The following is a 24,454-nucleotide window of genomic DNA, read 5'->3' as shown; positions in this document are numbered from 1 at the left end:
AACGCCATGGTCAGAACCAGCACTCCTTGGGACAAATCGCTTCACCGAACTTGACTTTGAAGACGGTTACTCAGGCGACGCGTTTTTCTGCTTACTCTTTTGTCGCTTGGACAAAAGAGTAAGTCGCCGGCTACGCCGGCGAAACAGCCCACGCTAGTCAAGCACGACACCCAACCGCGGTGCCAAAGCCCAAAAATCACACCCCGCTATTCGGCGAAGAACCCTTCTTTTTTGCACGACCGCCTTGTTCAATAACCGTAATACGGCTGCTGCTGTTCGTAATATCCCGACGGCTGCGGACCGCAAGGCACGTAGGCACGGTCGTAGTCGCGGTAGCAATAGCCTGGCGGCGCTGCCGGCGGTGCGTATGAGACGGGAGCCGGCGCGTATGGCACCGGAGCCGGGGCGTAGGTGACAGGGGCCGGGGCCGCCATGACCGGCGCCGAGGCCAGGGCCGCGCCAAAGGCCAGGCCGACCAGCGCGCCGACCGCCAGCACTGCTCCGGCATTCGAGCCGCCGCCGTGGTGGTGGCGGCCGCGCGCCGACGCCGGGCCGGCTGCCACCAGCGCCACGCTCAGGGCAACCGCTGAAACGGTTCGGGTGGAGGGGCGCATATCGGACTCCTTCTGATGCAGCTTGTGTGCATTCATGATGCACGCAAAGCGCCCCTCAAGGTGTTTCGGCGCGGCTGGCGACTTGTTAGGGTTGTAACGGCTGCTTTAATGCCGGTGCCGGTCAGCCGGCGGCCAGCGCGCGCTCTGGCTCCTGCCCGAATGGCGGCATGTTCTCCAGCCGCAGCGATTGCGGCACCGACAGCGAGATGTCCGCGGCGCGCAGGCGCTTGAGGATTTCGAACAACAGGTCGCTGCGCGTGTTGGCGGCGATGCGCGGGCTGCCGACATAGCCCGTCACCGACAGCGTGATGCCGTTGGGCGCCAGCTGGCTGAACATGACCGAGGGTGCCGGTACGTCCAGGATGCTCTCGTTCTCGCGGTAGACGTCCAGCAGCAGGTCGCGCAGCTGTTCGGGGTCGGTATTCAGCGGGAAGGTAAGTTGCAGCGACGCCACCCCCTGGGTGCTGTTGCTCATGGTCACGTTGCGCAGGTTCTGCGAGATCAACTGCGAGTTGGGCACGATCACGGTGGAGCGGTCGCCCAGCTGGATCTCGGTGGCGCGCACGTTGATGCGGCGGATATCGCCCTCCACGCCGGCAATGCTGACCATGTCGCCCACCTTGACCGGCCGCTCGGTCAGCAGGATCAGGCCGGAGACGAAGTTCTTCACGATCTCCTGCAGGCCGAAGCCGATACCCACCGACAGTGCGCTGACGATCCACGCCAGGTTGTCCCAGCGCACGCCCAGCAGCGACAGCACCAGCAGCACCAGCAACACGTAGCCGACATTGCTGTACAGCGTGATCAGCGAGGCGCGCAGGCCCGGCTCCTTGCAGACCTTGGGCAGCAGTTCCCCATCGAGCCAGCGCCGCACCGAGCGCAGCAGCCAGATGCCGACTCCGAGAGCGATCAGCGCATTCAGGATGCGGTCGGGCATGATGTTGAGACTGTGCAGCTTCTCGCCGCCCAGCACCATTACCAGGCTGTTGAGCAGGTCCGCGGGTGTGGTGCCGAAGCCGCCGGTCAGCAGCGCCAGCACCGCCACCAGCAGCAGCACGCTGGCGCCGATGCCTGACAGGATGGTGGAGGCCTGCTCCAGGTGCGAATCGTCCACGCCGAACAGCTGCTTGATGACACGGCCGCTGGCGTAGTTGGTCGAGAGCAGGCTTTCGCAGACGTCGCGCGTGACCTGGGTCAGCAGGTACAGGCTGCACAGCACGATGTCGAACCAGACCAGCTCGTAGGTCAGGAAGCGCGCAAAGCTGATGTAGCCGGCCAGCAGCGCCACCACCGACACCAGCACGATGACCGACACGCCGGCGTGGATCATGCCCGCCAGCGTGGCGCGCGCCTCGGGCCGCTCGCCGGCGGCCGCCAGCAGGTTGCGCACGCGGTTGGCGCGCAGCAGCGCGGCGCCGATGGTCAGCACCACCACCAGCGAGACCAGCCCGCGCCCCAGCAGCGTGACCTGCACGCTGGTATCGGCAATGCGGTTCAGCTGCTCGAGCGTACCGGCCAGCAGCAACAGGCCGGCCAGCACGGCGGGGAACGGCTTCATCGCCAGCGCCACCGGATCGGCCAGCGCCGGCAGGCGCCAGGAGGGATGGCGCGTGCACAGCAGCGCGCGCCCCAGGCCCGCGATCAGCGCGCTGGTCAGCGTCAGCTTGAGCAACTGGCCGTACAGCTCGACCAGGTCCGGCGGCAGTTCATAGCTGCGCGTGAAGGCGTTGTAGACCAATTGCACCGCCAGCCCGGTGGTGCACACGGTGGCCAGCGTGGTGGCCAGTGCCAGGGCGCTGCGGCGCAGGCGCGTCTCCGGCAGCTTGTGCAGGCAGAACCACGCCAGTGCCCGTTCCGCCAGGCGTCGGCCCAGGGTCCATACCGCCAGGGCCAGCAACAGCAAGGCGATGGTGGCGGCGCGCTGTGACGGCTGCCAGGCCAGTTGTGCCATCGGCACCACCTGGTCGGTGAAGGAGGCCAGGCGCGCCTGGTCTTCCTGTGTCGGGCTGACCAGCGGCTTCCAGAACTGCGGGTTCAGGATGCTCTCGGAGCGCAGCGCGAGCTGGTCCTTCATCTGGCCGCGCTGCAGCCGCGCCAGCTGGTCGCTCAGGTTGGCGATGTTCGCCTTGCTCTCGCCTGCCTGCTTGAGTTGTGCGTCAAGCTGGGCACGGCGCGCATTCAGTTCGGCGCGCTGCCTGACCACCGCCGGCGCTTCCTTGGTGGTGCCGGCCGCCGGTGGCGGACCCAGCACGTCCAGCTGCGCCTGCAGCTGCGCCCGCTGCGGGGTCAGCGCCGAAGACAGCTTGTCGACGTCGGCATCGAGCTTCTGCAGCGTTTCTTCGAGTTCATGCAGCCTGGTGTTGCCATCCGGGTCGGAGGCCTGCTGCTTGATGCGGTCCTGCTCGGTCTGCAGGCGCTTGAGTTCGGCGGCGGCCTCGCCGTGGCTGATGGCGGGCGCCTGCTGGGCGCCGGCCTCGGAAGCTGCTTCTGATGCCGGGGCGGCCAGTGCGGCGGGCAGCGTGGCCGGCATCAGGTGGCATAGCGCAGCGAGCGCAAGGCCCAGTGCGAGCCGTGAAACTTTGCTCATGGCGGAATCTCGTCGGATGGTGACTTGCGGCGGCTCCGGCATCGGCAACGGCATCGCGCTGGCACGCGTCGGATGCGGCGGCGATGGGATGCGGGAACGGCCGGAGCACCGGCAATGAACACGGGAAGGGGGCCGCTCGCTGGCGCTCCCTTCGGCGAAGTCTGGTCAGGGCACGAAGCGCGGCGGGCTGCCTGGCAGGCCGGTGTGCGGGACACGGGACGTGCTGACCGATGGCGGCGGGACCAGAGGACACGAAAAACGGCCTTGCCGCGGTTCGCGAGATTATACGAAAGCGGATACGCCACCCAGCCGTTCCTTGTGTCGGATAGCGCACTGGGTGACATTTTGATACGGATACGCGCGCGGTGGCGCGTGGTCTGCGGGAATCGCATTACCATCACGGTCTTCGGGCCGCAGGCGGCCCATTTCATTACCAGGAGATGGCATGGCTGTTCCGTCAGGCACGGAAAAGGCGCAGCTCGGCGGCGGGGCCGGGCAGATTGAAATGTTGGTCGATCGTCCCGCCGGCGCGCTGCGAGGCATCGCCGTGGTCGCGCATCCGCATCCGCTGCTGGGCGGCTCGGCCACGCACAAGGTGCCGCACCAGTTGGCCAAGGCGCTGGTGGCACGCGGCTTCCTGACCGTGCGGCCGAATTTCCGCGGGGTCGAGGGGTCCGCGGGGCAGCATGACCAGGGCAGCGGCGAGGCGCAGGACATGCTCGCCGTGGTCGCCCATCTGCGCGAGGCCCATCCCGGCCTGCCGCTGGCACTGGCCGGCTTTTCCTTTGGTGCGTTCGTCATGGCCCATGTCGCCGCCACGCTGGCGGCGCAGTCCGTGCCGATCCGCCACCTGGTGCTTGCCGGCACGCCTTACGGCACCGTCAAGGCGCACCGCAGCTATGACACGCCGGCCGTTCCCGCCGATTGCCTGGTGGTCCACGGCGAGCGTGACGAGCGCGCGGAACTCGGCGCGCTGTTCGACTGGGCGCGCCCGCAGGGGCTGCCCGTGGTAGTGGTGCCGGGGGCGGACCACTTCTTTACCGGCAAGCTGCCGCTGCTGGTCCGTATCGTCGGCGGCTACCTGGATCGTCCCGATGCGGGGGCGGCCGCCTGATGGCTTAAGGGCGCCAGGCCTCAGGCGTTCGGCATCGCCGGTGCGCCGCCGATCGGGTCGGGATGGATCTGCATCAGCGCGGCGCGCTTCTCCAGCAAGTGCTGGCGCAGGATGGCCGCCAGCCGCTTGCCGTCGCGGGCTTCCAGCGCGCGGATCATCTCTTCGTGATCGTGCACGGCGCGGTCCCATTTGTCGGTCTGGTGGTTGGAGCGGAAACGCATCGCCTTGAGCCGCCGGTTGAGCGTCAGGTAGGTCTGCTGCAGCGTCTGGTTGCGCGCGGCCCCGGCGATGCGGTCGTGGATCTCCTGGTTGCGGGCGTAGTAGCCGGGCAGGTCGTTCTGCGCGCGGCAGGCCAGCATGGCGTAGTGCAGCGCCTTGATCTCGGCCAGCTCCGGCGGCGTGATGCGCTCGCAGGCCAGTTCCCCGGCAAAGGCCTCCAGGCCGCTCATCAGCTCGAAGGCTTCCCAGGCCTCGGCCTCGCTCATCCGTGACACGCTCGCGCCGCGGTTGGGCGAGATCTCGATCAGCCCCTCGGCGGCCAGCACCTTCAGCGCCTCGCGCAGCGGAGTGCGCGAGATGCCCAGCGTTTCACACAGCTCGCGCTCATTGAGCTTCATGCCCGGCGGCAGCACCCCCTCGACGATAAAGTTGCGCAGGTGGTCGACCACGGTGTCGTGCAGCCGCTGGCGCACGACCCTGGGCAGGAGCGGGGCGGCGGCCGCACCGGTGCCGTCCGGAGTTTGCATGCAATGTCCCTGTCATTGGCGTTGCGCCATTCTAAGACATTGCCGGCGGGCGGCGGCCCCCTCCGAGCCTAGCGCGCCGGACCGCGCAGCGGCATGCCGTTTTCGCGCGGCGCCTGTGAGCCTTCGCCCCGCCCGATCAGCGCCACCGACAACGCCGACACAACCCCAGCAAAGGCCACGTAGGCGCAGATCTGCCAGGGCTTGCCGCCGCCCGACTTGAGCAGTGCCGTGGCGATGATGGGCGTGATGCCGGAGGCGAAGATCCCCGAGAACTGGTAGACGAACGAGATCCCGGTGTATCGCACCCTGGCATCGAACAGCTCGCAGAACAGCGCCGCTTCCGGGCCGTAGACCGCGGCGTAGAGGATGCCGAACGGCACCACGATGGAGAGCCACAGCAGCATGGTGCTGCCGCCGCTGTTCAGCATCAGCCAGAACGCCGGGAAGGCGGACAGGGCCGTGATCAGCGAGCCCCAGAAATACACGCGGGTGCGGCCGATGCGGTCGGACAGGTGGCCGAAGAACGGAATGAAGAAGCACATCGCAATGGCCGCCGCCATCACGCCGACCAGTGCTTCAGTCCGGCTGATATTGATGGTCTGGGTCAGGTAGGTGATCGAGAACACGCCGAAGATGTTGAAGAAGACCCCGTCGATATAGCGCGCGCCCATGCCCTTGAGGATATTGCCCGGGTAGCGCCGCATCATGTCGACAAAGGGAATCCGGGTCTCGGCATTGCGCTGCTTGATCACGGCGAATTCAGGCGTCTCCTTGACGTTGAGGCGGATATACATGCCCACGAACACCATTCCCGCCGAGATCAGGAAGGCCACGCGCCAGCCCCACGCCAGGAATTGCGCATCGGTCAGGGTCAGCGACAGCAGCGCCACCACGCCGGATGCCAGGCACAGTCCGATCGCCAGCCCGATCTGCGGCAGCGACGCATAGAAGCCCCGTTTGCCCGGCGGTGCGTACTCATAGGCCATCAGCACCGCGCCGCCCCATTCGCCACCCAGGCCGATGCCCTGCAGCACGCGCAGCAGCAGCAACAGGATCGGCGCGAGGATGCCGATGCTGTCGTAGGTCGGCACCAGCCCGATCAGGAAGGTGGACACGCCCATGATCATCAGCGTGATCACCAGCATGCTCTTGCGGCCGACCTTGTCGCCGAAGTGCCCGAAGATCACGCCGCCCAGCGGCCGCGTGACAAAGCCCACCGCAAAGGTGGTGTAGGCCAGCATGGTGGCCACCAGCGGGTCATTGCCGGGGAAGTACAGCTTGTTGAAGACCAGGCCGGCGACCACGCCGTACAGGAAGAAGTCATACCACTCGATGGTGGCGCCGATTACGGACGCCAGCGCGACCTTGCGGATCGCCTGTTCGTTGGGGCTTGTCATGCTTGTCTCCTCAGGTGATGGGCGGCGTCCTCTGGAAGGATGGTTATGGACGCCGGATGCACTGCAGGGTTTGGCCTTGTTATGGATGCCTGGCCTTGGTTGTTCGCAATCAGGACTGGCGCAAGCCGCTCAGGCGGCTGCTGCCATCGGGGTCGCCACATCGACGGGATGCATTTCCCGCCGTGCGTCTTCGCGGATGAAGTCGGCCGCGCGCTCGGCCATCATCACCACCGGCACGTTGGTGTTGCCCGAGACCAGCGTGGGCATCACCGAGCAGTCCACCACGCGCAGCCCGCCCACGCCATGCACGCGCAGGCGCGCATCGACCACCGCCAGTGGATCGGCGGCGGGCCCCATTTTCGCGGTGCCCGACGGATGGAAGATGGTGGCACCGTACTCGCGGCAGAAATGCAGGATCTCGTCGTCGCTGCGCACCTCGTCGCCCGGCCGGAACTCGCGTTTCATCAGGCCGCGCATCGGTTCGGTCTGCGCCACGCGCCGGGCGTAGCGTACCGCTGCCACGGTGCAGCGCCGGTCCAGCTCGGCCGACAGGTAGTTGGGCTGCATCGACGGCGGCTCATACGGATCGGTCGAGCGGATCCGCACCGTGCCGCGCGACTCGGGCCGCAGCTGGCATACCGAATAGGTGCAGCCGGAGAAGGGATGCACCATGCCGCCGGCCATGTCGGCGGACAGGGTCGAGAAATGGAACTGCGTATCCGGCGTGGCGCTTTCCTGCGGCAAGGCGCGGCAGAACATCGCGCCCTGGTTGATGCCGATCGCCAGCGGCCCCTTGCGCATCAGCAGCCATTCCAGGCCCATGCGCGCCTTGCCCGTCAGCGAGCGCAGCTGGTCGTTGGTGGTGATCGGCTTGGCCACCTCGTAGATCAGCCGCACCTGCAGATGGTCCTGCAGGTTCTCGCCCACGCCCGGCAGGGCATGCACTACCGGTACGCCCAGATCCTGCAGCAACGGCGCCGGGCCGATGCCCGACAGCTGCAGCAACTGCGGCGACTGCAGCGCGCCCGCGCACAGGATCACCTCGCGCCGCGCCCGCAGGATATAGGGCTGGCCATGCTGGGTGTAGCGCACGCCCACGGCACGCTTGCCTTCGAACAGGATCCCGGTGGTGTGGGCATCGGTCTCGACGCGCAGGTTCGTGCGCCCGCGCGCCGGACGCAGGTAGGCCACCGCGGTCGAGCAGCGCCAGCCGTTGCGGGTGGTGAGCTGGTAATAGCCCACGCCCTCCTGGTCGCCACCGTTGAAGTCGGTCTTGCGCGGCAGGCCCAGCGCCTGGCCGGCGCCGATGAAGGCATCGACCAGCGGATGCTGCCGGTCGATCGAGGTCGCGTTCAGCGGGCCGTCGGTGCCGCGCGTGGGGCCGGCGCCAAGGTCGTTGTTCTCGAGCTTGCGGAAGTAGGGCAGACAGTTGTCCCAGCCCCAGCCAGGATTGCCCAGCGTCTCCCAGTGGTCATAGTCCTCGCGCTGGCCGCGCACGTAGATCAGGCCATTGATGGCGCTGCTGCCGCCCAGCGTGCGGCCGCGCGGCCAGTAGATGCGGCGATTGAGCATGTTGGGATCGGGATCCGTATAGAAGCCCCAATTCACTTCCTTGTGGAACATGGTCTTGCCATAGCCGATCGGGATATGGATCCACGGGTAGCGGTCGGGCGGGCCGGCCTCCAGCAGGCAGACCGAATAGCGGCCGTCTTCGCTGAGCCGGTTGGCCAGCACGCACCCGGCCGAGCCGGCGCCTACCACGATGTAGTCAACGGTTTGCGACATCGTCGCTGTCTCCTTTTTCTGGCCGGCAGGCACGTAGCCACCCGGCTTCGATCTATAATCTGAAACGTTCTGTTCCGGATTTTATTTTTCAAAACCGGAATGGAAAGCTCAATCGCGAGGAGACGCCGGTTGTGAAACAGAACGTGCAATTCCCGTTTCAGAATCGCACTGCAGCAGAGGACGGGACGGTGGAGGACGATGCACGCAGCCTGCGCGTGCTGATGGTGCTGTCCAGCCTGGCCAGGGCGCAGCACCCGCAAACGCTGTCCCAGCTTTCGCAGCGGTTGCATGTGCCCAAGGCGACACTGATGCGCCTGCTGGCCGCCATGGAGCGCACCGGCTTCGTGGTCCGCATGCCGGCCGAGCGCGGCTATGTGCCCGGCCCGGGCGCCGCGTCGCTGGCACTGCAGACCCTCAGGAGCCCGCCGATGCTGCGCGAGTGCCGCGCCATCCTGGCCAGGCTGGTGGCGAGCCTGGGCGAGACCTGCAATCTCACCGCGCTCGACGGCGACCGGGTCCTCTATGTGGAGCGCGTCGAGACGCACGAGCCACTGCGCCTGCAGTTGTCGCCCGGCATCCACGTGCCGCTGCACTGCACCGCCAGCGGCAAGCTGTTCCTGTCAGCCATGAACCGGCTGGAACGCCAGCAGATGCTCAGGCGCCTGGACCTGGCCCCGCACACGCCGCGCACGCTGTCCGATGTGCCGGGACTCAATACCGAGCTGGACCGGCTGGGCGCGCGCGGCATCGGCGTGGACCATGAGGAATTCGTGCGCGGCATGTGCGCGGTGGCAGTGCCGGTGCGCGAGCCGGATGGCGAGGGTTCAGGCCGGGTGGTGGCCGCGATTGCCTGTCATGCGCCGACGGCGCGGGCATCGCTTGAGGCGCTGCTGCAGGCGGTGCCGACGCTGCAGGGCGCGGCCAGGGAGATGGCTGCGGTGCTGTGCGGGCACTGAGCCGGGCCGGCTTCCCGCTCAGCGCTTGCGAACGCCAGCCGCCGCCACCGCGCGCGCGGCCAGCAACGGCACCGGCTCGGCCGTGACGGTCTCGCCGGCCCGGCGCATGACGAGCTCGCGAAACAGGCGCGCCGGCGTGCGTGGCGTGAGTTCGCCGTTCCAGACCGCGACCACCGGCTCCACGCGGCTGCCGAGTTCGAAGCGAAGCACTCTCGCCACCTTGGCCAGGGCGAGCTGCGCGGCAATGCGCTCGGGGAACACCGCGAGGAAATGACCCGCCTGCAACAAGCTGGCCGTGGCGGCCACATCGCTGGTGCGGATGCCCAGCGAGGGCGCCGGCGCCCCAAGGGTATGAAACGCCGTGTGCAGCAGGTGAAGCATGCGCGAGCCGGCCACCGGAATGCACCATTGCTGCCCGGACAGTTCCTGCGCCGCCAGCTTGCGGCGCGTGAGCAGCGGATGGTCCAGGCTGGCGACGATCACCACCTTCTGTGCCGGGACTACCGGTGCCGTGCGCAGCGCGGGTAGCGACAGGCGCGGATCGTCATAGGCGAACAGCAGGTCCAGCGAGCCATCCACCAGTTGATCCGCCAGTTCGCCGATGCCGCCTTCGATCACGCTGATCTCCACGCGCGGATGGTCACGGTAGAAGTCGCTCATCGCCCGCGCCAGGAAGGGCTGCACCGACATCGTCCGGAACGCGATGCGCAACGCCCCCTGGCTGCCGGCGCGCACTGCCTGCAGCGATTCGGCGAGCCGTTCGAGCTGCGCCAGCAAGACCGCCGCATGGGCTGCCATCTCCCGTCCGGGCTCGGCCAGGTGCAGGCCGCGGCGGCCGCGCTCGAACAGCGGCATGCCCACGATGTCTTCGATCTCGGCCAGGGTCTTGGACACCGCGGCGGGGCTGACATGAAAGCGCGCGGCGACGGCTGCGGCGGTTGGCATCTCGCTCAGCGCCAGCATGATGCGCAGGTGGCGCAGCTTGAGGCGGCCAAGCAGGGTATGGGCGAAGGCTTCGGCGGGCATGGGGCAGGCGACGATCGGCAGGGCCGGGTGGCTCATTCTATAAGTTAACCATTTGCTCAACAAACAGCGATTTTTATTCGCTTTTGGTATCGGAACCGATCCCATATAGTCGGCGCATCACCTGATTCATTCCAAGCCATCACGAGGCAATCAGACCTCAGGAGGAGACCCATGGAAGCCATGAGCCATTTGCGCTCGATCATGCGCGGCATGCTTGCCGGCGCAGCCTTGCTCGCAGCCACTTGCGCAACTGCCGCACCTGCGTGGCCCGACCGGCCGCTGCGCCTGGTGGTGCCGTTCCCGGCCGGCGGTTCCTACGACATCATCGGCCGCACGCTCGCGCGCAAGCTGGAACAGCGGCTGGGGCAGCCGGTGGTGGTGGAGAACATCGCCGGCGGCGCGACCGTGCCGGGCGTGTCGTCGGTGCTCAAGGAGAAGGCCGACGGCAATACGCTGCTGCTGGCCAGCGACGGCACGCTCAGTATCAATCCGTTCACGATCAAGGGCCTGCGCTATCGCCCCGAGACCGACCTGACGCCGGTGACCATCGTCAGCACCGTGCCGCACTGGATCATCACGCGCGCCGACCGCAAGGAGATGACGCTGGGCGAGCTGAAGACGCATATCCAGCGCAACCCCGGCAAGGTGTCGATCAGCATCAACGTCGTCGCGGGGGCTGCGCACCTCGGCCTGGCCGACTGGAAGCGCCGCAATGGCCTGGATTTCACCATCGTTCCATACCGCGGCTCGCCGCCGGCCATGGCGGACCTGATCGGCGGCCAGACCTATGCGCATGTCGATGTGATCGGCTCTTCGGTCAATTACGTCCAGGATGGCAAGGCCAGGCCCCTGGCCACGCTGCAGGCGGAGCCCGTCACGCAGTTTCCCGGCCTCGAAACGCAGAAGGCGGGCGGCACGGATGCGCTGCAGGTACGCGGCAACCTGGCGCTGGTGGTCAAGGCGGGCACGCCGGCTCCGGTCATCGACCGGCTCTACAAGGAAGTGAAGGCCAGCGTTCAGGAAGCGGACTTTGCCGCGCGCCTGCAGACGCTTGCCTATGAGCCGGTCCTTTCCACCCCCGAGCAGGCCCGCCGCTTCCTGCAGGCGGAAACGATCCGCTACGGCGCCATTGCGCGCGCGGTCGATCTCGAATCCAACTGAACCCTTCACGCTGTCGGAGCCAGTCCATGCGTTTTGTCATTGCCCTGATGCGGCATGAAACCAATACCTTTTCGCCGATTACCACGCCATTGAGCGCGTTCAACCGCGGCAGCACCGCTGGCCCGCTCTACGGCGACGACGCGGTGCGTGCGTGCCAGGGCACCAACAGTGCCGCGGCCGCGTTCATCGACCTGGTACGCCGCCAGGGCGACGAGTTCGTGATGCCCCTGATGGCGAGCGCGGTGCCCAGTGGCATGGTGACCGCACAGGCATTCGAGTCGATGGCGGCCAGCATTGTCGAGGCGGTGCGCGCGGGCTGCGATGCCGTGATGCTGGACCTGCACGGCGCCATGGTGGCCGAGGGCTATCCGGATGCCGAAGGCGAACTGCTGGCACGCATCCGTGCCGCCGCGCCCGAGGTGCCGATCGCGGTATCGCTGGATTTCCACGCCAACTTCAGCGTTGCGCTGGTTGACAATGCGACCGTGATCGCCGGCTACTGCACCTATCCCCACGTGGACGTGTACGAGACCGGCGCACGCGCCGCCCGTACCCTGATGGCGGCGCTGCGAGGCGAGGCCCGCCCGGTCCTGTTGTGGCGCACGCTGCCGATGCTCACCCACATGCTGCGCCAGACCCCGCGCGCGCAACCCATGAAGGACATCATGGAGCGTGCGATGGCGGCCGAGCGCGATGGCGAGGTGCTCAACGCCTCGGTGTTCGGTGGCTTTCCGCTTGCCGATATCCCGCATACCGGACTGGCCGTGGTGATCGTGGCGGATGCCGCCAGGGTCGACGCAGGGCGGCGCCTGCTCGACGAGCTCTGCGGCATGGCGTGGGAACGCCGGGCTGATTTTGTTTTTCCGATCGAGCCGATGGAGGAATCCATCGCGCGCGCCAAGACGCTCACGCAGGGCCCGGTCGTGCTGGTCGACCATGGCGATAACTGCGGCGCAGGCGGGCCGACGGATGAAATGACGGTGCTGGGCGAAGTCCTGCGCCAGGAGCTCGAAGGCGTGGTCGCCGGGCCGTTCTGGGACCCGGGCGCCGTGGCGGAACTGATTGCCGCCGGCGTCGGGCAGTCCGTCACGCTGGATGTGGGCGGCAAGACCGACATGCCCGCGCTGGACCTGAAGGGCCGTCCGCTGCGGCTGAGCGGCCGGGTGCAGTGCATTACCGACGGCAACTACCAGGTCACCGGCCCGATGTTCACAGGCATGAAGCTGAGCCTGGGCCGCACCGTGGTGCTGGATGTCGCCGGCACGCTGGTCGTGATCTGCGAGAAGCCGCAGGAGCCGTTCGATACCGGCGTGTTCACGCACGCAGGCATCGACTTGTCGCGCCGCAGATACATCCTGATCAAGTCGCGCCAGCACTTCCGCGCCGGGTTCGAGCCGATCGCCAGCGAGATCGTGCTGGTGGCCGGCCCCGGAGTCTGCAGCTCTGACTACAGCCAGTTCCCGTTCCGCAACCTGCGCCGGCCGATCTATCCGCTGGAAGCACATACCGTGCTCGAGGCTGCCTGAGCGCATCCGCCGCCGTCAACCGGAGTGACCGTATGACCTATTCGACCCCCTTGCGACGGCTGGCCGCCGCGCTGGCATTGGCCCTGGGTGCCAATGCCGTTCCTGCCAAGGCTGCCCCCGCCAGCGGCGACGCGCCCGTGCGCATCGTCGTCGGCTTCGCGGCCGGTGGCGCGCTGGACATCTTCGCGCGCACGCTTGCTGAAAAGCTGCGTGTTTCGCTCGACACGCCCGTCCTGGTCGAGAACCGCCCCGGCGCATCGGCGCGGCTGGCACTGGAGAACGTCAAACGCGCGCCGCCGGACGGCAAGACGGTGCTGATCTCGCCCGCGCCGCCGTTCACCATCTTTCCGCTGACCTACAAGCGCCTGGCCTATGACCCCGACAAGGACCTGGTTCCGGTCGCCTACCTGGCCGATGTGCCGCTGGTGGCGTCCGCCAGCGTCAACCAGCCCTATCGGACCATGCCGGAATACCTGGCATGGGTGAAGCGCAACCCGGACAAGGGCGGCGTCGGGCTGGTCACGCTCGGCGGCAGCATTCATTTCGGCGTGCTGTCGCTCAGCAAGTCGATTGGCGTGCCGTTGCTGCCCACTGCCTATCGCGGCGCCGTCATGATGCTGACCGATGAGATCGGCGGCACGCTGCCGCTGGGTATCGATGCGGTGGGGGGCCAGATGGAGCTGTACCGGGCGGGCAAGATCCGTTTCCTCGGCGTCACCGGGACCCGCCGGTCGGCACTGCTGCCTGATGTGCCAACGCTGGCGGAGGCGGCCGCGCCGGGTTTCGAGGCGGCGTCCGGCTGGTACTCGGCCTTTGTGCCGGCGGGGACGCCGCCGGCTGCGGTAGCGAGGATCGAGAAGGCGCTGCTCGACGCCATCAAGGATCCCGTGGTGCGCGACAAGATGTCGGCGCTGGGCATGGAGATGAACGGCAAGCCGGGGGATGCCCTGCGCAAGCTCATCCAGGCGCAGCGCACGCAGTGGGGCCCGGTGGTCGCGGCCTCGGGCTTTACGGCCAGCGAATGAGGCCGGCCGTCCAGGCGGGGGTGGCGCGGGTATCGCTTGCTGCCTACCCTGTCTGCACAGGGCTGTGCCGCAACAGCTGCCCGACCCGCTCGCGCAGCATCGGCAGCACTTCGCCCTCAAACCAGGGATGCTGCTTGAACCACGGCTGGTTGCGCGGTGACGGATGCGGCAACGGCACGAAGCCGGGCGCGTAGTCCTTCCATGCCCTGACGGTCTCGGTCAGCGTCGGCTTGCGGCGCGCCCCGAGGAAATGGCGCTGCGCGTACTGGCCGACCAGCAAGGTCAGCTCGATCGACGGCAGTTCCGCCAGCAGCCGGTCGAGCCACAGTGGCGCGCATTCGCGGCGCGGCGGGTTGTCGCCGCTCTTGCCGCGTCCGGGATAGCAGAACCCCATCGGGATGATCGCGAACTGCGATTCGTCGAGGAAGGTGGCGGTATCGACCCCAAGCCACTGCCGCAGGCGCTCGCCGCTTGCATCGTTCCAGGGGATGCCGGTTTCATGCACGCGTATCCCCGGCGCCTGGCCGACGATCAGGATGCGCGCCTCGGCCCCGACGCGCACGATCGGGCGCGGGCCGAGCGGCAGGTGTGGCGCACAGGCGCGGCAAGCCCGTACTTCGGTCAGCAGGGTATCGAGCGAGGAGCGTTGGCTTCCCTCAGGCGTTGGCTTGGATTTCCGCATAGCTCATGCCGTCTGGAAACTCATCCGCTTTGCCTGCGAGATCGACATGGCCGCCACTTGCACATGCGGGGCCAGCTTGGCCTGGGCGGTCTCCAGCGTCCAGCGCGTGGACGGGACGGAGATATTGATGGCGCCCACCGGCAGGCCGCGGTGGTCGGTGATTGCTGCTGCGACGGAGATGTCGCCGACCACGGTCTGGTTCATGGCCACGGCATAGCCGCGTTCACCGGCCTCGCGGATCGCCGTCATCAGCTTGTCGGGGTCGGTTTCAGTGAACGGCGTGATGGGGTTCAGTGCGGTCGCCCGCACCACCTCCAGGCGCTGCGCTTCGGGCAGCTTCGACAGGATCGCAATCCCGGACGCGGTGTACACGGCCGGGAGCCGGTACCCGACCCCGAAATCGACGTTGATCAGGTGCTGCCCGGGGAAGCGGGCCAGGAACACGATCTCGTGCCCGTCGAGTTCCTGCAGGTTGGCGGTTTCCCCCAGCGTGCGGCTGATATCGAGCAGGTAGGGCGATGCGCGCTCGACCAGGTCGTTGGAGCGCAGGTAGTTGTACGACAGGCCCAGTGCCTTCGGCGCAAGCCCATACATCGCCGAATCGGGCAGGCGCCGGATGTAGCCCAGCTGTTCCAGGGTGTGCACCAGCCGCTGGGTGGCGCTGCGGTCGAGATCGGCCGCCCGTGCGATCTCCGCCATCGACATCAGGCGGCGGTCCGGGCCGTGGAAGGCTTCCAGCACCTGGAAGGCCTTTTCCACCGAACCGACGAACAGGGACGAACGCTCGCGCCTTGTGCGCAGCCCGTTGCCTTCATTACCTGAATCCACACAACCTCCTGCTCGTCCTTGTCATTGTTTTCATGGCTTACAGTGCGGCCAGCCGCGCGGCATGGTCGTCCGAGAGCGCGGCAGTGTCCAGCCTGGCGGCCTGCGGAACGCCGAGCAGCCGCAGCGTGGTCTCGAATTCTCCACGCAGGATGGCCAGCACTTCCGCCACGCCGCGGGGACCGCGCGCCGCCAGCCCGTAAAGCGGTGCGCGCCCCACCAGCACGCCGCGGGCGCCCATTGCCAGCGCCTTGGCGATGTCGGCGCCGCGGCGCACGCCGCCATCGACGAATACGTGCATCCTGCCCGCCGCCGCGACGATGGCGGGCAGCATCTCGACTGCGCTGGGCGCGCCTTCCAGCTGGCGGCCGCCGTGGTTGCTGACCACGATGCCGTCCAGGCCCTGGCGGGCGGCGATTTCCGCGTCGGCCGGCGTAAGGATACCCTTGATGATGACGGGCCCGTGCCAGTGCCGGCGCAGCCAGGCGATGTCGTCCCAGCACAGCGACATGTCCATCTGCCGGCTCAATCCCGCCGCCTGCGCCTTCAGGTCGTTGGCCATCCCGCTGCTGCGGGCCAGGTTGACCAGCTGCGGCGAGCCGCCCTGGCGCAGCATGCGCAGGCACCAGCGCGGATGGGCCGCCAGGTCGGCCAGCAGCCGCGGCGTCCACGGCACCGGCATGCGAAAGCCGTTGCGGATGTCATGGTCGCGCTTGCCGTGCACCATGGTGTCGACGGTCAGCATCAGCGTGCTGAAGCCGGCGGCGCGTGCGCGCGCCATCATGTTTTCGGCGATGGCGCGGTCGCGCTGCACGTAGAGCTGCAGCCACAGGTCGCCGTCAGTGGCGGCGCGCACGTCTTCGATCAGCGAGGTCGATGCCGTCGACATCACGAAGGGCAGGCCCTCGGCGTGTGCGGCCCGTGCCAGCGCCTCTTCGGCCTTCGGCCAGTACAGTCCGTTCAGCCCCGTGGGGCCCACCAGCAACGGCAGGCGGTACTTGCGGCCGAAGATCTCCATGCCGGGATCGATCTCCGTGACGTCGCGCAGCACGCGCGGCCGGAACAGCAGTGCCTGGTATGCGGCCAGGTTGCGTGCCAGCGTGCGCCCGTCCTCCGCGCCTCCCTCCAGATAGTCGAAGGCGAAGCGCGACAGCCGGCGCCGCGCCAGGTCCCGATAGTCCTTGATGGCCGGCAGCATGATCGTCGGCGCCTCAGGCGAGGGCGGCCTCGGCTTGCAGCCGCTGCGTCAGTTCGGCACGCAGCTGTGCCTGCAGCCCGGGCGCCGGCGCTACCAGCGGTGCCAGCACCTTCGGCGCGGTCACGCCCACCAGGTCGAGCACGGATTTCAGCGGCCCCGGATTGGTTTCGGAGAAGGCCAGGTCCAGCAACGGAATCAGCTCGCGGTGCAGGCGTACCGCTTCAGCGGTATTGCCGGCCACGCCGAGCTCATAGATGGCACGCCAGGTGCGCGGCAGCACGGAGGCGGTCACGACCACGCCACCCCTGGCACCCGCCGCCATGTGCAGCGGGAACAGGCTGTCCTCGCCGCTGAACACGCTGAAGCTGTCGTCGACACCCGCCACCACCTTGAGGAAGTGGTACATGTCGGTGTTGCAGGCTTTCATGCCGATGATGTTTTCGTGGCGCGACAGCTCGTGCAGCACCTCGGGCGCGATCGCGATCCGCGTGCGGTAGGGGATCTCGTAGATCATGACCGGCACCGGCGAGGCGTCGGCATAGCGCAGGAAGTAGTCGCGGATGCCTTGCTGGGTCGGCGAGGTGTAATAGGGCGTCAGCACCATCAGGGCAGAGGCGCCAACGCCGGCAAAGGCCTTGCCCGCATCCAGCGCATCGTGGAACCCTGGGTCGAGCACGCCGGGAATGACGGGAACCTGGCCAGCCGCTGCTTCGACGCAAAGGGCCGCCATGCGGACGCGCTCCTCGCGCGAGAGGGCACCGTATTCGCCGGTGCCGCCCAGCGGCACCACGCCGGCAACGCCGTTGGCCAGCAGGTAGGCCATCAGCTTGCGCGTGGCGTCCTGGTCGATCCTGTCGTCGGCCGTCACGGGCGTCGGGATGGCGGGGAAGATGCCGCGCAGGTCGGCGGCGGTAAGCTTGTTGTTCATGGATAGGGTTCTCAGCGCCCGGCGCTCTTGCGGCGCAAGCGCTCGGCGCAGGTGATCAGGATGGTAACGAAGACGAACAGGCAGGTAGACACCGCGGCAATCACCGGTGAAAGCTGCAGCGTCACCTCGTCCCAGAACTGCTTGGGCAGGGTGGCGCTCAGTCCGCCAGAGGCAAACAGGGCGATCGTCAGCTCGTCGAACGAGGTGGCGAAGGCGAACAGGAAGGACGAGAACAGGCCGGCGGCGAGGATCGGCAGCGTCACGTAGCGCAGCGTCTGCCAGGGCCTGGCGCCCAGGCTTTGCGCCGCCAGGTCGAGCCGCGTGTCGTAGTTGCGCAGCACCGCCATCATCGTCATGACGACATAGGGCACGGCAATCACGGTGTGGCCGATCATCAGGCCGAGCGAGGTGCCGACCAGCCCGACCCTGGCGAAGAAGTAGAACATCCCCACCGCGATGATCATGCGCGGGATGATGATCGGCGACAGCACGAACGCCAGCAGCAGCGACTTGCCCCGCATCTGCGAGCGCGCCAGCAGGAACGCCACCGGCGTGCCGACCAGCAGCGCCAGCACCGCGGCGCCAAGGCCGACCAGCAGCGAGCGCAGCCCGGCCTGCATCCACAGCGGCGACGCGAGCATGTCCTGGTAGTGCTGCAGCGTGAAGCCGCGCGGCGGCCAGTTCAGGCCCGACTTGTCGGCGAACGACAGCGGGATCATCAGCAGCGCCGGCACGCTCAGGAACAGCAGCACCATCAGCACGATCGTGCGCAGCGGCAGCGAGTCGCCCGGCTGCGGCTCGCGCCGGCCGCGCGGCACCAGTGCCAGCAGCTTGTCGCTGACCGCTCCCAGTGCGCCCAGCACGCTGTCGCCGAGCCGATGCAGCACGCCATCGTGCGCGGCGGCGGAGCGGGTGCGTTGCTCCGCTCCGCCTGCCATCGACGAGAGCCCGAGCACCTTGTCATACAGGGCGAACACCGCCAGCACGACCAGCAGCAGCAACACCGAGATCGAGCCGGCGAAGCCCCAGTTCATGGTCTGCTGCACCTGGTCGATGATCAGCTGGGCGACCATGATCTCTTTGCGTCCGCCCAGCAGCGCTGGCACGATAAAGAAGCCGACGGCGGTGACGAACACCATGATGGCGCCAGCCGCCACGCCCGGCATCGAGAGCGGGAAGTAGACGCGCCAGAACGCCGTGCCAGGCCGTGCCCCAAGCGTAAGCGCCGCGCGCGGGAGGTTGCGGTCGATGTTCTCCATCACCGACAGCATGGTCAGCACCGCCAGCGGCATCAGCGCGTGCACCATCGCCACCAGCACGGCGCCGAGGCTGTACAGCAGGTTGGACGGCGCGTCCTGGATGCCCGCGGCGCTCAGCAACTGGTTGACCACGCCGTTGCGGCCCAGCATCACGATCCAGGCAAAGGCGCGCACCAGGAAGCTGGTCCAGAACGACAGCAGCACCCAGAACAGCCACTTTGCCTTCCTGTCCTTCGACAGCGAGGAGATCAGGTAGGCCACCGGATAGCCGGCGACCACGGAGAGCAGCGTGGTCCAGAGCGAGATCTTCAGCGTGATCAGCATCACGTCGACGTAGACCGACGACGCAAACAGCTGGCGGTACTTGGCCAGCGTGAAGGCACCGTCGCTGTAGACGCTCAGCAGCAGCAGCTGGCCGACCGGGTAGACCAGCAGCACCACGAACAGGAGCACCAGCGGCGCGGCCAGCAAGGCGGGCCGCAGCCAGGGTAGGGGTCGGCGTTGCAGGGCGACGGCGGTCATAGGGAATCCGGGACGGCGACAGCGTCGCTGCGCTGCCAGGTGAGCGTGACTTGCTGCCCGACCGCGTGCCGGGAAGCGCCCATCGAGGTGGGGTAAGACAGCACCACCGGGGCCTGGCCGGCGGCATCGGATTCCACGTACAGCTTGGTCAGGCTGCCGGTGATCATGCTGTCAAGCACTTTGCCGCTGACCGCATTGGCGGCGGTGACGCCGTTGGCCATGGCGATGTTCTGCGGCCGCACCATGACCCGCACCTTGCCCCCGGCGGCCACCGGCGCATTGGTGACCGCGTGGGCGACGGCGCCCCCCTGTGCCAGCGCCACCTCCACGTGGTCGCCGCGCACTTCCGTGACCGTGCCCTCGAACAGGTTCGATTCGCCCAGGAAGTCGGCCACGAACAGCGTGCGCGGGCGGAAGTACAGGTCCGACGGCGTGCCTAGCTGCTCGATCTTGCCGCCGTTCATCAGGCAGATGCGGTCAGACATCGTCATCGCCTCTTCCTGGTCGTGGGTGACATAGACGATGGTCGTGCCCAGCTCGCGGTGGATGCGCTTGATCTCCAGCTGCATGTGGTCGCGCAGCTTCTTGTCCAGGGCGCCCAGCGGTTCATCCATCAGGATGATCGACGGCTTGTAGACCAGGCAGCGGGCCAGCGCGATGCGCTGCTGCTGGCCGCCCGAGAGTTCCTTCGGGAAGCGCGCCGCGACGTGGGGCAGGCGGACCATTTCCAGTGCTTCCAGTGCCTGGCGCCTCGCCGTGGCCGCGTCGACCCGGCGCATCTTCAGCGGGAAGGCGATGTTCTCCGCGATCGTCATGTGCGGGAACAGCGCGTAGTTCTGGAACACCATGCCGATATCGCGCTCGTAGGGGGCGCCATAGGTCACGTCCTTGCCATTGATCAACAGCTGGCCGCCGTCCGGCACGGCCAGCCCGGCGATCAGGCTGAGCAGCGTGGTCTTGCCCGAGCCCGAAGGGCCCAGGAGGGTAAGGAATTCCCCCTCGGCCACTTCAAGGTCGGTCGGGGCCAGCGCGACGAAGTCGCCATAACGCTTGGTCAGCCCGGAAATCTTGAGTTTGAAATTCGGCATCGTGTCGTTGCTGGTGGTGTCTGGAGAAGAGGTTCAGATCACTTGAGGATCCAGCCGTTGAACTTCTCCATCACCGCGGCCTGGTTGTCGAGCCAGTACTTGGCGTTGATCTGCACGCCCGACTTGATGTTGTCGGGGTGGGTCGGGCAGTTCTTCGCGACCTCGGGCTTGATGTACTTGAAGGCATCCGGCTGGGTCACGCCTGCCGGGAAGTACTCCACCAGCGAGGCCATGCGCTTGGGGTCGGACGCGAACTTGATGAATTCGCGGCAGGCTTGCGCATTCGGCGTGCCGGCCAGGATGGACCAGTTGTCCACGCCCCACAGGTTCTGGTTCCAGACGATGCCGACCTGGGCGCCGGAGGCGGCCGCGCTCTGTGCGCGCGACACCCAGGTGGCCACCATGTCGACCTCGCCGGACTTGAGCATCTGCTCTACCTGGGCGCCGGAGTTCCACCACACGTCAACGCTGGCCTTGATCTTCTCCAGGTTGGCGAGGGCCTGGTCGACATTGAGCGGGTAGAGCGCGGAGGTCGCGGTGCCGGCGGCCATCAGCGACTCTTCCAGCGTGTCGAACGGGTGCTTGCGCAGGGCGCGGCGGCCGGGGAAATCCTTGACGTTCCAGAAGTCGGCCCACGACGACGGTGCCTTGCGGCCCTTGAAGGCGTCGGTGCGATAGGCGAGAACCGTGCTGTAGACGTTGGTGCCCACGCCATAGGGCGACATGAAATGCGCCGGAATGGTCTTGACGGTGGCGTCGCCCTCCAGGCCGTGCTTCTCCAGGTAGACCTTGCCGCCCTGCGTCAGCAGCAGGATGGCCGGCTGGCTGATCTTGGCCATGTCCCAGGTGTAGTTCCTGGTCTCGACCATGCTGCGGATCTGCGCCACCGGTTCGGCGTTGGCCTGCACGCCCACGACCTCGATGCCGGTCTTCTCGGTGAACGGCTTGTAGTACACCGCGCTGTAGGCCTTGGTGTAGATGCCGCCGTCGTCGCGCACCACGATGCGCTTGGACTGCGCGCGCGCGTACTGGAGCACGGCGGGCGCGGCAAGCGTGCCAAGGCCGGCAGCGGCGACCTTGAGCGCACGCCGGCGAGAAGAGTTGATGGGGCTGTGGTCGTTCATGCGAGCTCCTTGATTGCCGTTATTGCTGGGAAGGTGGGGACGGCAGCAGCCGGCCGGGGTTGAACAGGTCGCGCGGGTCGAGCATGCGCTTGATGCCGTGCATCATGGCGATCTCGACCGCCGGCTTGAACTGCGCCATTTCCTCGGTCAGGACCTGGCCGATGCCATGTTCCGCGCTGAAGGTGCCGCCCAGTTCGTAGGCCACCTGGTCGATGGCGTGCTTGATGCGGGCGGCCACGGCATCGCGCGCTGGCAGCGCTTGCCACTGCGGGAAAGGCACCAGCGGGATGAAGTGGACGTTGCCATCGCCCAGGTGGGCAACGACGATGATCGGCAAATCCGGCAGGACCGCATGCGCCGCCGCGGTGGCGCGCTCAATGAACTGCGGCACCGCCGAGACCGGCACGGCGCAATCGGTGTTCAGGCCCAGGCCCGCCTTCTTGTTGCCTTCGGAGACGCTATGCCGCACCTGCCACATGGCTTCGCGCTGCGCGCCGCTGGCGGCCACCACGGCATCGTCGACCAGGCCTTCGGCCACGCCTTGCTCCAGCACTTCCTGCAGCACCTCGTCGAGCAGCTCGCGCCGGCCGGTGTCGGCAAGTTCCACCAGCACGTGCCAGGGATGGCTGGCAGGCAACGGCGCACGGCGGCCGGGCACGTGATCGAGCACGATCTGCAACTGCACGTGATTGAGCATTTCAAACGCGGACAGGGTGGCGCCACAGCGCTGCTGGAAGCGTCCCAGCATCTCCAGCGCCGCCTGCGGCGTGCGCACCGCCAGCCACGCCATGGCGTGCGCGGTGGGCAGCGGATGCAGCTTGAGCGTGGCGGCGGTGATCACGCCGAGCGTGCCTTCGGAGCCGATGAACAGGTGCTTGAGATCGAGGCCGGTGTTGTTCTTGCGCAAGCGGTACAGGCCGTTCCAGACCTGGCCGTCAGGCAGGACCACTTCAAGGCCGAGCACGTTGTCGCGGGTGTTGCCATAGCGCAGCACGCCGGTGCCGCCCGCATTGGTGGCGATGTTGCCGCCGATCTGGCAGGAGCCTTCGGCGCCCAGGCTCACGGGGTAGAGACGCCCCTGTTCCGCCGCCGCCTGCTGGATCGCGGCCAGCACGCAGCCTGCCTCGACTTCCATCGAGTTGTTGGCCGCATCGATGGCGCGGATGCGCCGCATGCGTGCCAGGCTGATGACGATGGGCGGCGTGCCGTCCGGGGCCGGCACCGCGCCGCCGCACAGGCTGGTATTGCCGCCTTGCGGCAGCACGGGCACGTTGGCCTGGACCGCGGCCTGCACCACCGCGGCGACTTGCGCGGTGGAGGCCGGCAGCACCACGCACAGCGCCGGGCCCTTATAGCGGCCGCGCCAGTCCTCGACGTAGGCGGCTACGTCCGCGGGTTCGGTGAGAACCGCATCGGGTCCCAACAGGTCTTTCAGCTTCAATACAAGTGACATCGCCTTGTGCCCTCGTGCTCGATTGAAGCCATACTAGTCGATTGTCATGAGCATAGGTATAGGTGAAATCCACATATCAGTAATCGCAATGCGATTATTCCGTCGATCGACGGGCAAGGGGCTGCAGACCAGATGTCGGGGGTTCCTTGTGCGAACGGCCTTCCGTGACAGCGGCCCGGCGGCGTGCCGTCCTACAATCTGATCCTGTCCTGACAACGAGGCTCACCATGTTCACCGCCTGTCCCACAGAAAGAAGCCGTGTCATTGCCGATCGCGTCGAGCGCTTTGTCCGCGACGTCGTGATGCCCTATGAGCGCGACGTGCGCTGCGAAGCCCATGGCCCGACGGCCGGGTTGGTCGCCGAGCTTCGCGACCTGGCGCGCGCGGCCGGCGTCATGACGCCACATATCCTGGCCGACGGCTCTCACCTGACCCAGCTCGAAACCGCGGCCGTGCTCAAACGCTCGGGCTTGTCGCCCCTCGGGCCGGTCGCGGTCAACACCATGGCCCCGGACGAGGGGAATATGTTCCTGCTGGGCAAGGTCGCCACGGAGGCACAGCAGCAGCGCTTCCTTGCACCGCTGGTCAGCGGCGAGGCCCGCTCCGCATTCTTCATGACCGAACCGGCGGAAGAAGGCGGGGCCGGTTCCGACCCGTCGATGCTCCAGACCACCGCGGTCAGGGACGGCGGCGAATGGGTGATCCGCGGCCGCAAGAAGTTCATCACCGGAGCGGAAGGGGCCAGCGTCGGCATCCTGATGGCGCGCACCGGCGATGGTGAGCGCGCGCAGGCCACCATGTTCCTGGTCGACCTGCCGCATCCGGCGATCCGCATCGAGCGCCTGCTCGACACCATCGACAGTTCCATGCCGGGCGGGCATGCACAGGTCCTGATCGACGGCCTGCGCGTGCCGCAGGACCAGGTGCTGGGCGAGGTGGACGAGGGCTTCCGTTATGCGCAGGTTCGCTTGTCGCCGGCGCGGCTGTCGCATTGCATGCGCTGGTTCGGGGGTGTGGCGCGTGCCGACGAGATCGCGCGAGCCTACGCCACCACGCGCAAGGCTTTCGGCAAGCTGCTGATCGACCACGAGGGCGTGGGCTTCATGCTGGCCGAGAACCTGATCGACCTGCAGCAGGCCGCGCTGATGATCGACTGGTGCGCCGGGGTGCTCGACGGCGGCTCCCTGGGTACCGCGGAGAGTTCGATGGCCAAGGTGGCCGTGTCCGATGCCTTGTTCCGCGTGGCCGACCGCTGCGTGCAGATCCTCGGCGGCATCGGGGTTTCGCGCGACACCATTGTCGAACAGGTCTTCCGTGAAGTGCGTGCGTTTCGCATCTACGACGGCCCGACCGAGGTCCACAAGTGGTCGCTGGCAAAGAAGATCAAGCGCGATACCCTGGCAGCATCGCATCATGGCTGAGCGCCGCCCTGGCGCCG

General features: G+C 67.5%; 20 protein-coding genes. 6 read left to right on the top strand and 14 right to left on the bottom strand.

Features of this window, described 5'->3' with window-relative positions:
• Window positions 1–248 precede the first annotated feature (248 nt).
• Both AC3WLF_RS22630 and AC3WLF_RS22625 read right to left on the bottom strand, forming a co-directional pair.
• Entirely contained in the window at window positions 249–614 is a 366-nt protein-coding gene (locus AC3WLF_RS22630; protein WP_492319452.1) for a mechanosensitive ion channel protein MscS, read from the bottom strand.
• 121 nt (window positions 615–735) lie between these two features.
• Window positions 736–3,201, bottom strand: a complete 2,466-nt coding sequence (locus tag AC3WLF_RS22625) for a DUF3772 domain-containing protein (protein ID WP_492319453.1) — start codon at window positions 3,199–3,201, stop codon at window positions 736–738.
• A gap of 445 nt (window positions 3,202–3,646) precedes the next feature.
• Here AC3WLF_RS22625 and AC3WLF_RS22620 point away from each other — a divergent pair, with 445 nt between their 5' ends.
• Window positions 3,647–4,315, top strand: a complete 669-nt coding sequence (locus tag AC3WLF_RS22620; protein ID WP_492319454.1) for an alpha/beta hydrolase — start codon at window positions 3,647–3,649, stop codon at window positions 4,313–4,315.
• 20 nt (window positions 4,316–4,335) lie between these two features.
• Here AC3WLF_RS22620 and AC3WLF_RS22615 read toward each other — a convergent pair whose 3' ends face one another.
• The 3 genes from AC3WLF_RS22615 to AC3WLF_RS22605 all read right to left on the bottom strand — a co-directional run bounded on the left by AC3WLF_RS22615 (window position 4,336) and on the right by AC3WLF_RS22605 (window position 8,243).
• The gene (locus AC3WLF_RS22615) at window positions 4,336–5,061 is read right to left on the bottom strand and encodes a GntR family transcriptional regulator (RefSeq protein ID WP_492340417.1); all 726 of its coding nucleotides are present in this window, start codon (window positions 5,059–5,061) and stop codon (window positions 4,336–4,338) included.
• A 68-nt stretch (window positions 5,062–5,129) separates the two neighbouring features.
• Window positions 5,130–6,458 carry an MFS transporter gene (locus AC3WLF_RS22610; RefSeq protein WP_492319456.1) on the bottom strand — a complete coding sequence of 443 codons (1,329 nt, stop codon included), beginning with the start codon at window positions 6,456–6,458 and terminating at the stop codon, window positions 5,130–5,132.
• 129 nt (window positions 6,459–6,587) lie between these two features.
• The gene (locus tag AC3WLF_RS22605; protein ID WP_492358869.1) at window positions 6,588–8,243 is read right to left on the bottom strand and encodes a GMC family oxidoreductase; all 1,656 of its coding nucleotides are present in this window, start codon (window positions 8,241–8,243) and stop codon (window positions 6,588–6,590) included.
• A gap of 131 nt (window positions 8,244–8,374) precedes the next feature.
• On the opposite strand from AC3WLF_RS22605, the gene AC3WLF_RS22600 reads away from it, so the two are divergent.
• Window positions 8,375–9,199, top strand: a complete 825-nt coding sequence (locus AC3WLF_RS22600; RefSeq protein WP_492319458.1) for an IclR family transcriptional regulator — start codon at window positions 8,375–8,377, stop codon at window positions 9,197–9,199.
• A gap of 18 nt (window positions 9,200–9,217) precedes the next feature.
• Here the strand turns inward: AC3WLF_RS22600 and AC3WLF_RS22595 are convergent, their stop codons facing one another.
• Window positions 9,218–10,261 carry a LysR family transcriptional regulator gene (locus AC3WLF_RS22595; protein ID WP_492351380.1) on the bottom strand — a complete coding sequence of 348 codons (1,044 nt, stop codon included), beginning with the start codon at window positions 10,259–10,261 and terminating at the stop codon, window positions 9,218–9,220.
• Between the two features lie 135 nt (window positions 10,262–10,396).
• On the opposite strand from AC3WLF_RS22595, the gene AC3WLF_RS22590 reads away from it, so the two are divergent.
• From AC3WLF_RS22590 to AC3WLF_RS22580, 3 genes are read left to right on the top strand one after another with little or no spacing between them, the layout of a single operon-like run.
• A complete protein-coding gene (locus tag AC3WLF_RS22590) occupies window positions 10,397–11,386 on the top strand; it encodes a Bug family tripartite tricarboxylate transporter substrate binding protein (RefSeq protein WP_492351379.1) in 990 nt (329 codons plus the stop codon).
• A 26-nt stretch (window positions 11,387–11,412) separates the two neighbouring features.
• A complete protein-coding gene (locus tag AC3WLF_RS22585; protein WP_492319461.1) occupies window positions 11,413–12,912 on the top strand; it encodes a M81 family metallopeptidase in 1,500 nt (499 codons plus the stop codon).
• Between the two features lie 32 nt (window positions 12,913–12,944).
• Window positions 12,945–13,937 (top strand): tripartite tricarboxylate transporter substrate-binding protein, encoded by a 993-nt coding sequence (locus AC3WLF_RS22580; RefSeq protein ID WP_492319462.1) that lies wholly within the window; start codon window positions 12,945–12,947, stop codon window positions 13,935–13,937.
• Window positions 13,938–13,980: 43 nt separating this feature from the next.
• Here the strand turns inward: AC3WLF_RS22580 and AC3WLF_RS22575 are convergent, their stop codons facing one another.
• The 8 genes from AC3WLF_RS22575 to AC3WLF_RS22540 are packed head-to-tail and all read right to left on the bottom strand — an operon-like array spanning window position 13,981 to window position 23,016.
• The gene (locus AC3WLF_RS22575; RefSeq protein ID WP_492319463.1) at window positions 13,981–14,619 is read right to left on the bottom strand and encodes a uracil-DNA glycosylase family protein; all 639 of its coding nucleotides are present in this window, start codon (window positions 14,617–14,619) and stop codon (window positions 13,981–13,983) included.
• A 3-nt stretch (window positions 14,620–14,622) separates the two neighbouring features.
• Window positions 14,623–15,447 carry an IclR family transcriptional regulator gene (locus AC3WLF_RS22570; RefSeq protein ID WP_010810310.1) on the bottom strand — a complete coding sequence of 275 codons (825 nt, stop codon included), beginning with the start codon at window positions 15,445–15,447 and terminating at the stop codon, window positions 14,623–14,625.
• Between the two features lie 37 nt (window positions 15,448–15,484).
• Window positions 15,485–16,642 (bottom strand): alpha-hydroxy acid oxidase, encoded by a 1,158-nt coding sequence (locus AC3WLF_RS22565; protein ID WP_492319464.1) that lies wholly within the window; start codon window positions 16,640–16,642, stop codon window positions 15,485–15,487.
• A 13-nt stretch (window positions 16,643–16,655) separates the two neighbouring features.
• The gene (gene dapA, locus AC3WLF_RS22560; protein ID WP_492319465.1) at window positions 16,656–17,570 is read right to left on the bottom strand and encodes a 4-hydroxy-tetrahydrodipicolinate synthase; all 915 of its coding nucleotides are present in this window, start codon (window positions 17,568–17,570) and stop codon (window positions 16,656–16,658) included.
• Window positions 17,571–17,581: 11 nt separating this feature from the next.
• Window positions 17,582–19,351, bottom strand: coding sequence for an ABC transporter permease subunit (locus AC3WLF_RS22555; protein ID WP_492319466.1), 1,770 nt, complete (start codon window positions 19,349–19,351; stop codon window positions 17,582–17,584).
• Window positions 19,348–20,439: an ABC transporter ATP-binding protein gene (locus tag AC3WLF_RS22550; protein WP_058696498.1), complete on the bottom strand. Its 1,092-nt coding sequence runs from the start codon at window positions 20,437–20,439 to the stop codon at window positions 19,348–19,350. Before AC3WLF_RS22550 ends, AC3WLF_RS22555 begins: the two co-directional genes overlap by 4 nt.
• Window positions 20,440–20,477: 38 nt before the next feature.
• Entirely contained in the window at window positions 20,478–21,563 is a 1,086-nt protein-coding gene (locus AC3WLF_RS22545; protein WP_492319467.1) for an ABC transporter substrate-binding protein, read from the bottom strand.
• A 19-nt stretch (window positions 21,564–21,582) separates the two neighbouring features.
• Window positions 21,583–23,016: an FAD-binding oxidoreductase gene (locus AC3WLF_RS22540; RefSeq protein WP_492358868.1), complete on the bottom strand. Its 1,434-nt coding sequence runs from the start codon at window positions 23,014–23,016 to the stop codon at window positions 21,583–21,585.
• A gap of 227 nt (window positions 23,017–23,243) precedes the next feature.
• Here AC3WLF_RS22540 and AC3WLF_RS22535 point away from each other — a divergent pair, with 227 nt between their 5' ends.
• A complete protein-coding gene (locus tag AC3WLF_RS22535; protein WP_492319469.1) occupies window positions 23,244–24,437 on the top strand; it encodes an acyl-CoA dehydrogenase family protein in 1,194 nt (397 codons plus the stop codon).
• The last annotated feature ends 17 nt before the right edge of the window (window positions 24,438–24,454 follow it).

Source organism: Cupriavidus sp. FW306-01-F10A, assembly GCF_058782785.1.
Note: the sequence above shows the minus strand (reverse complement) of the source record. Positions and strands in the feature narration are given on the sequence as shown.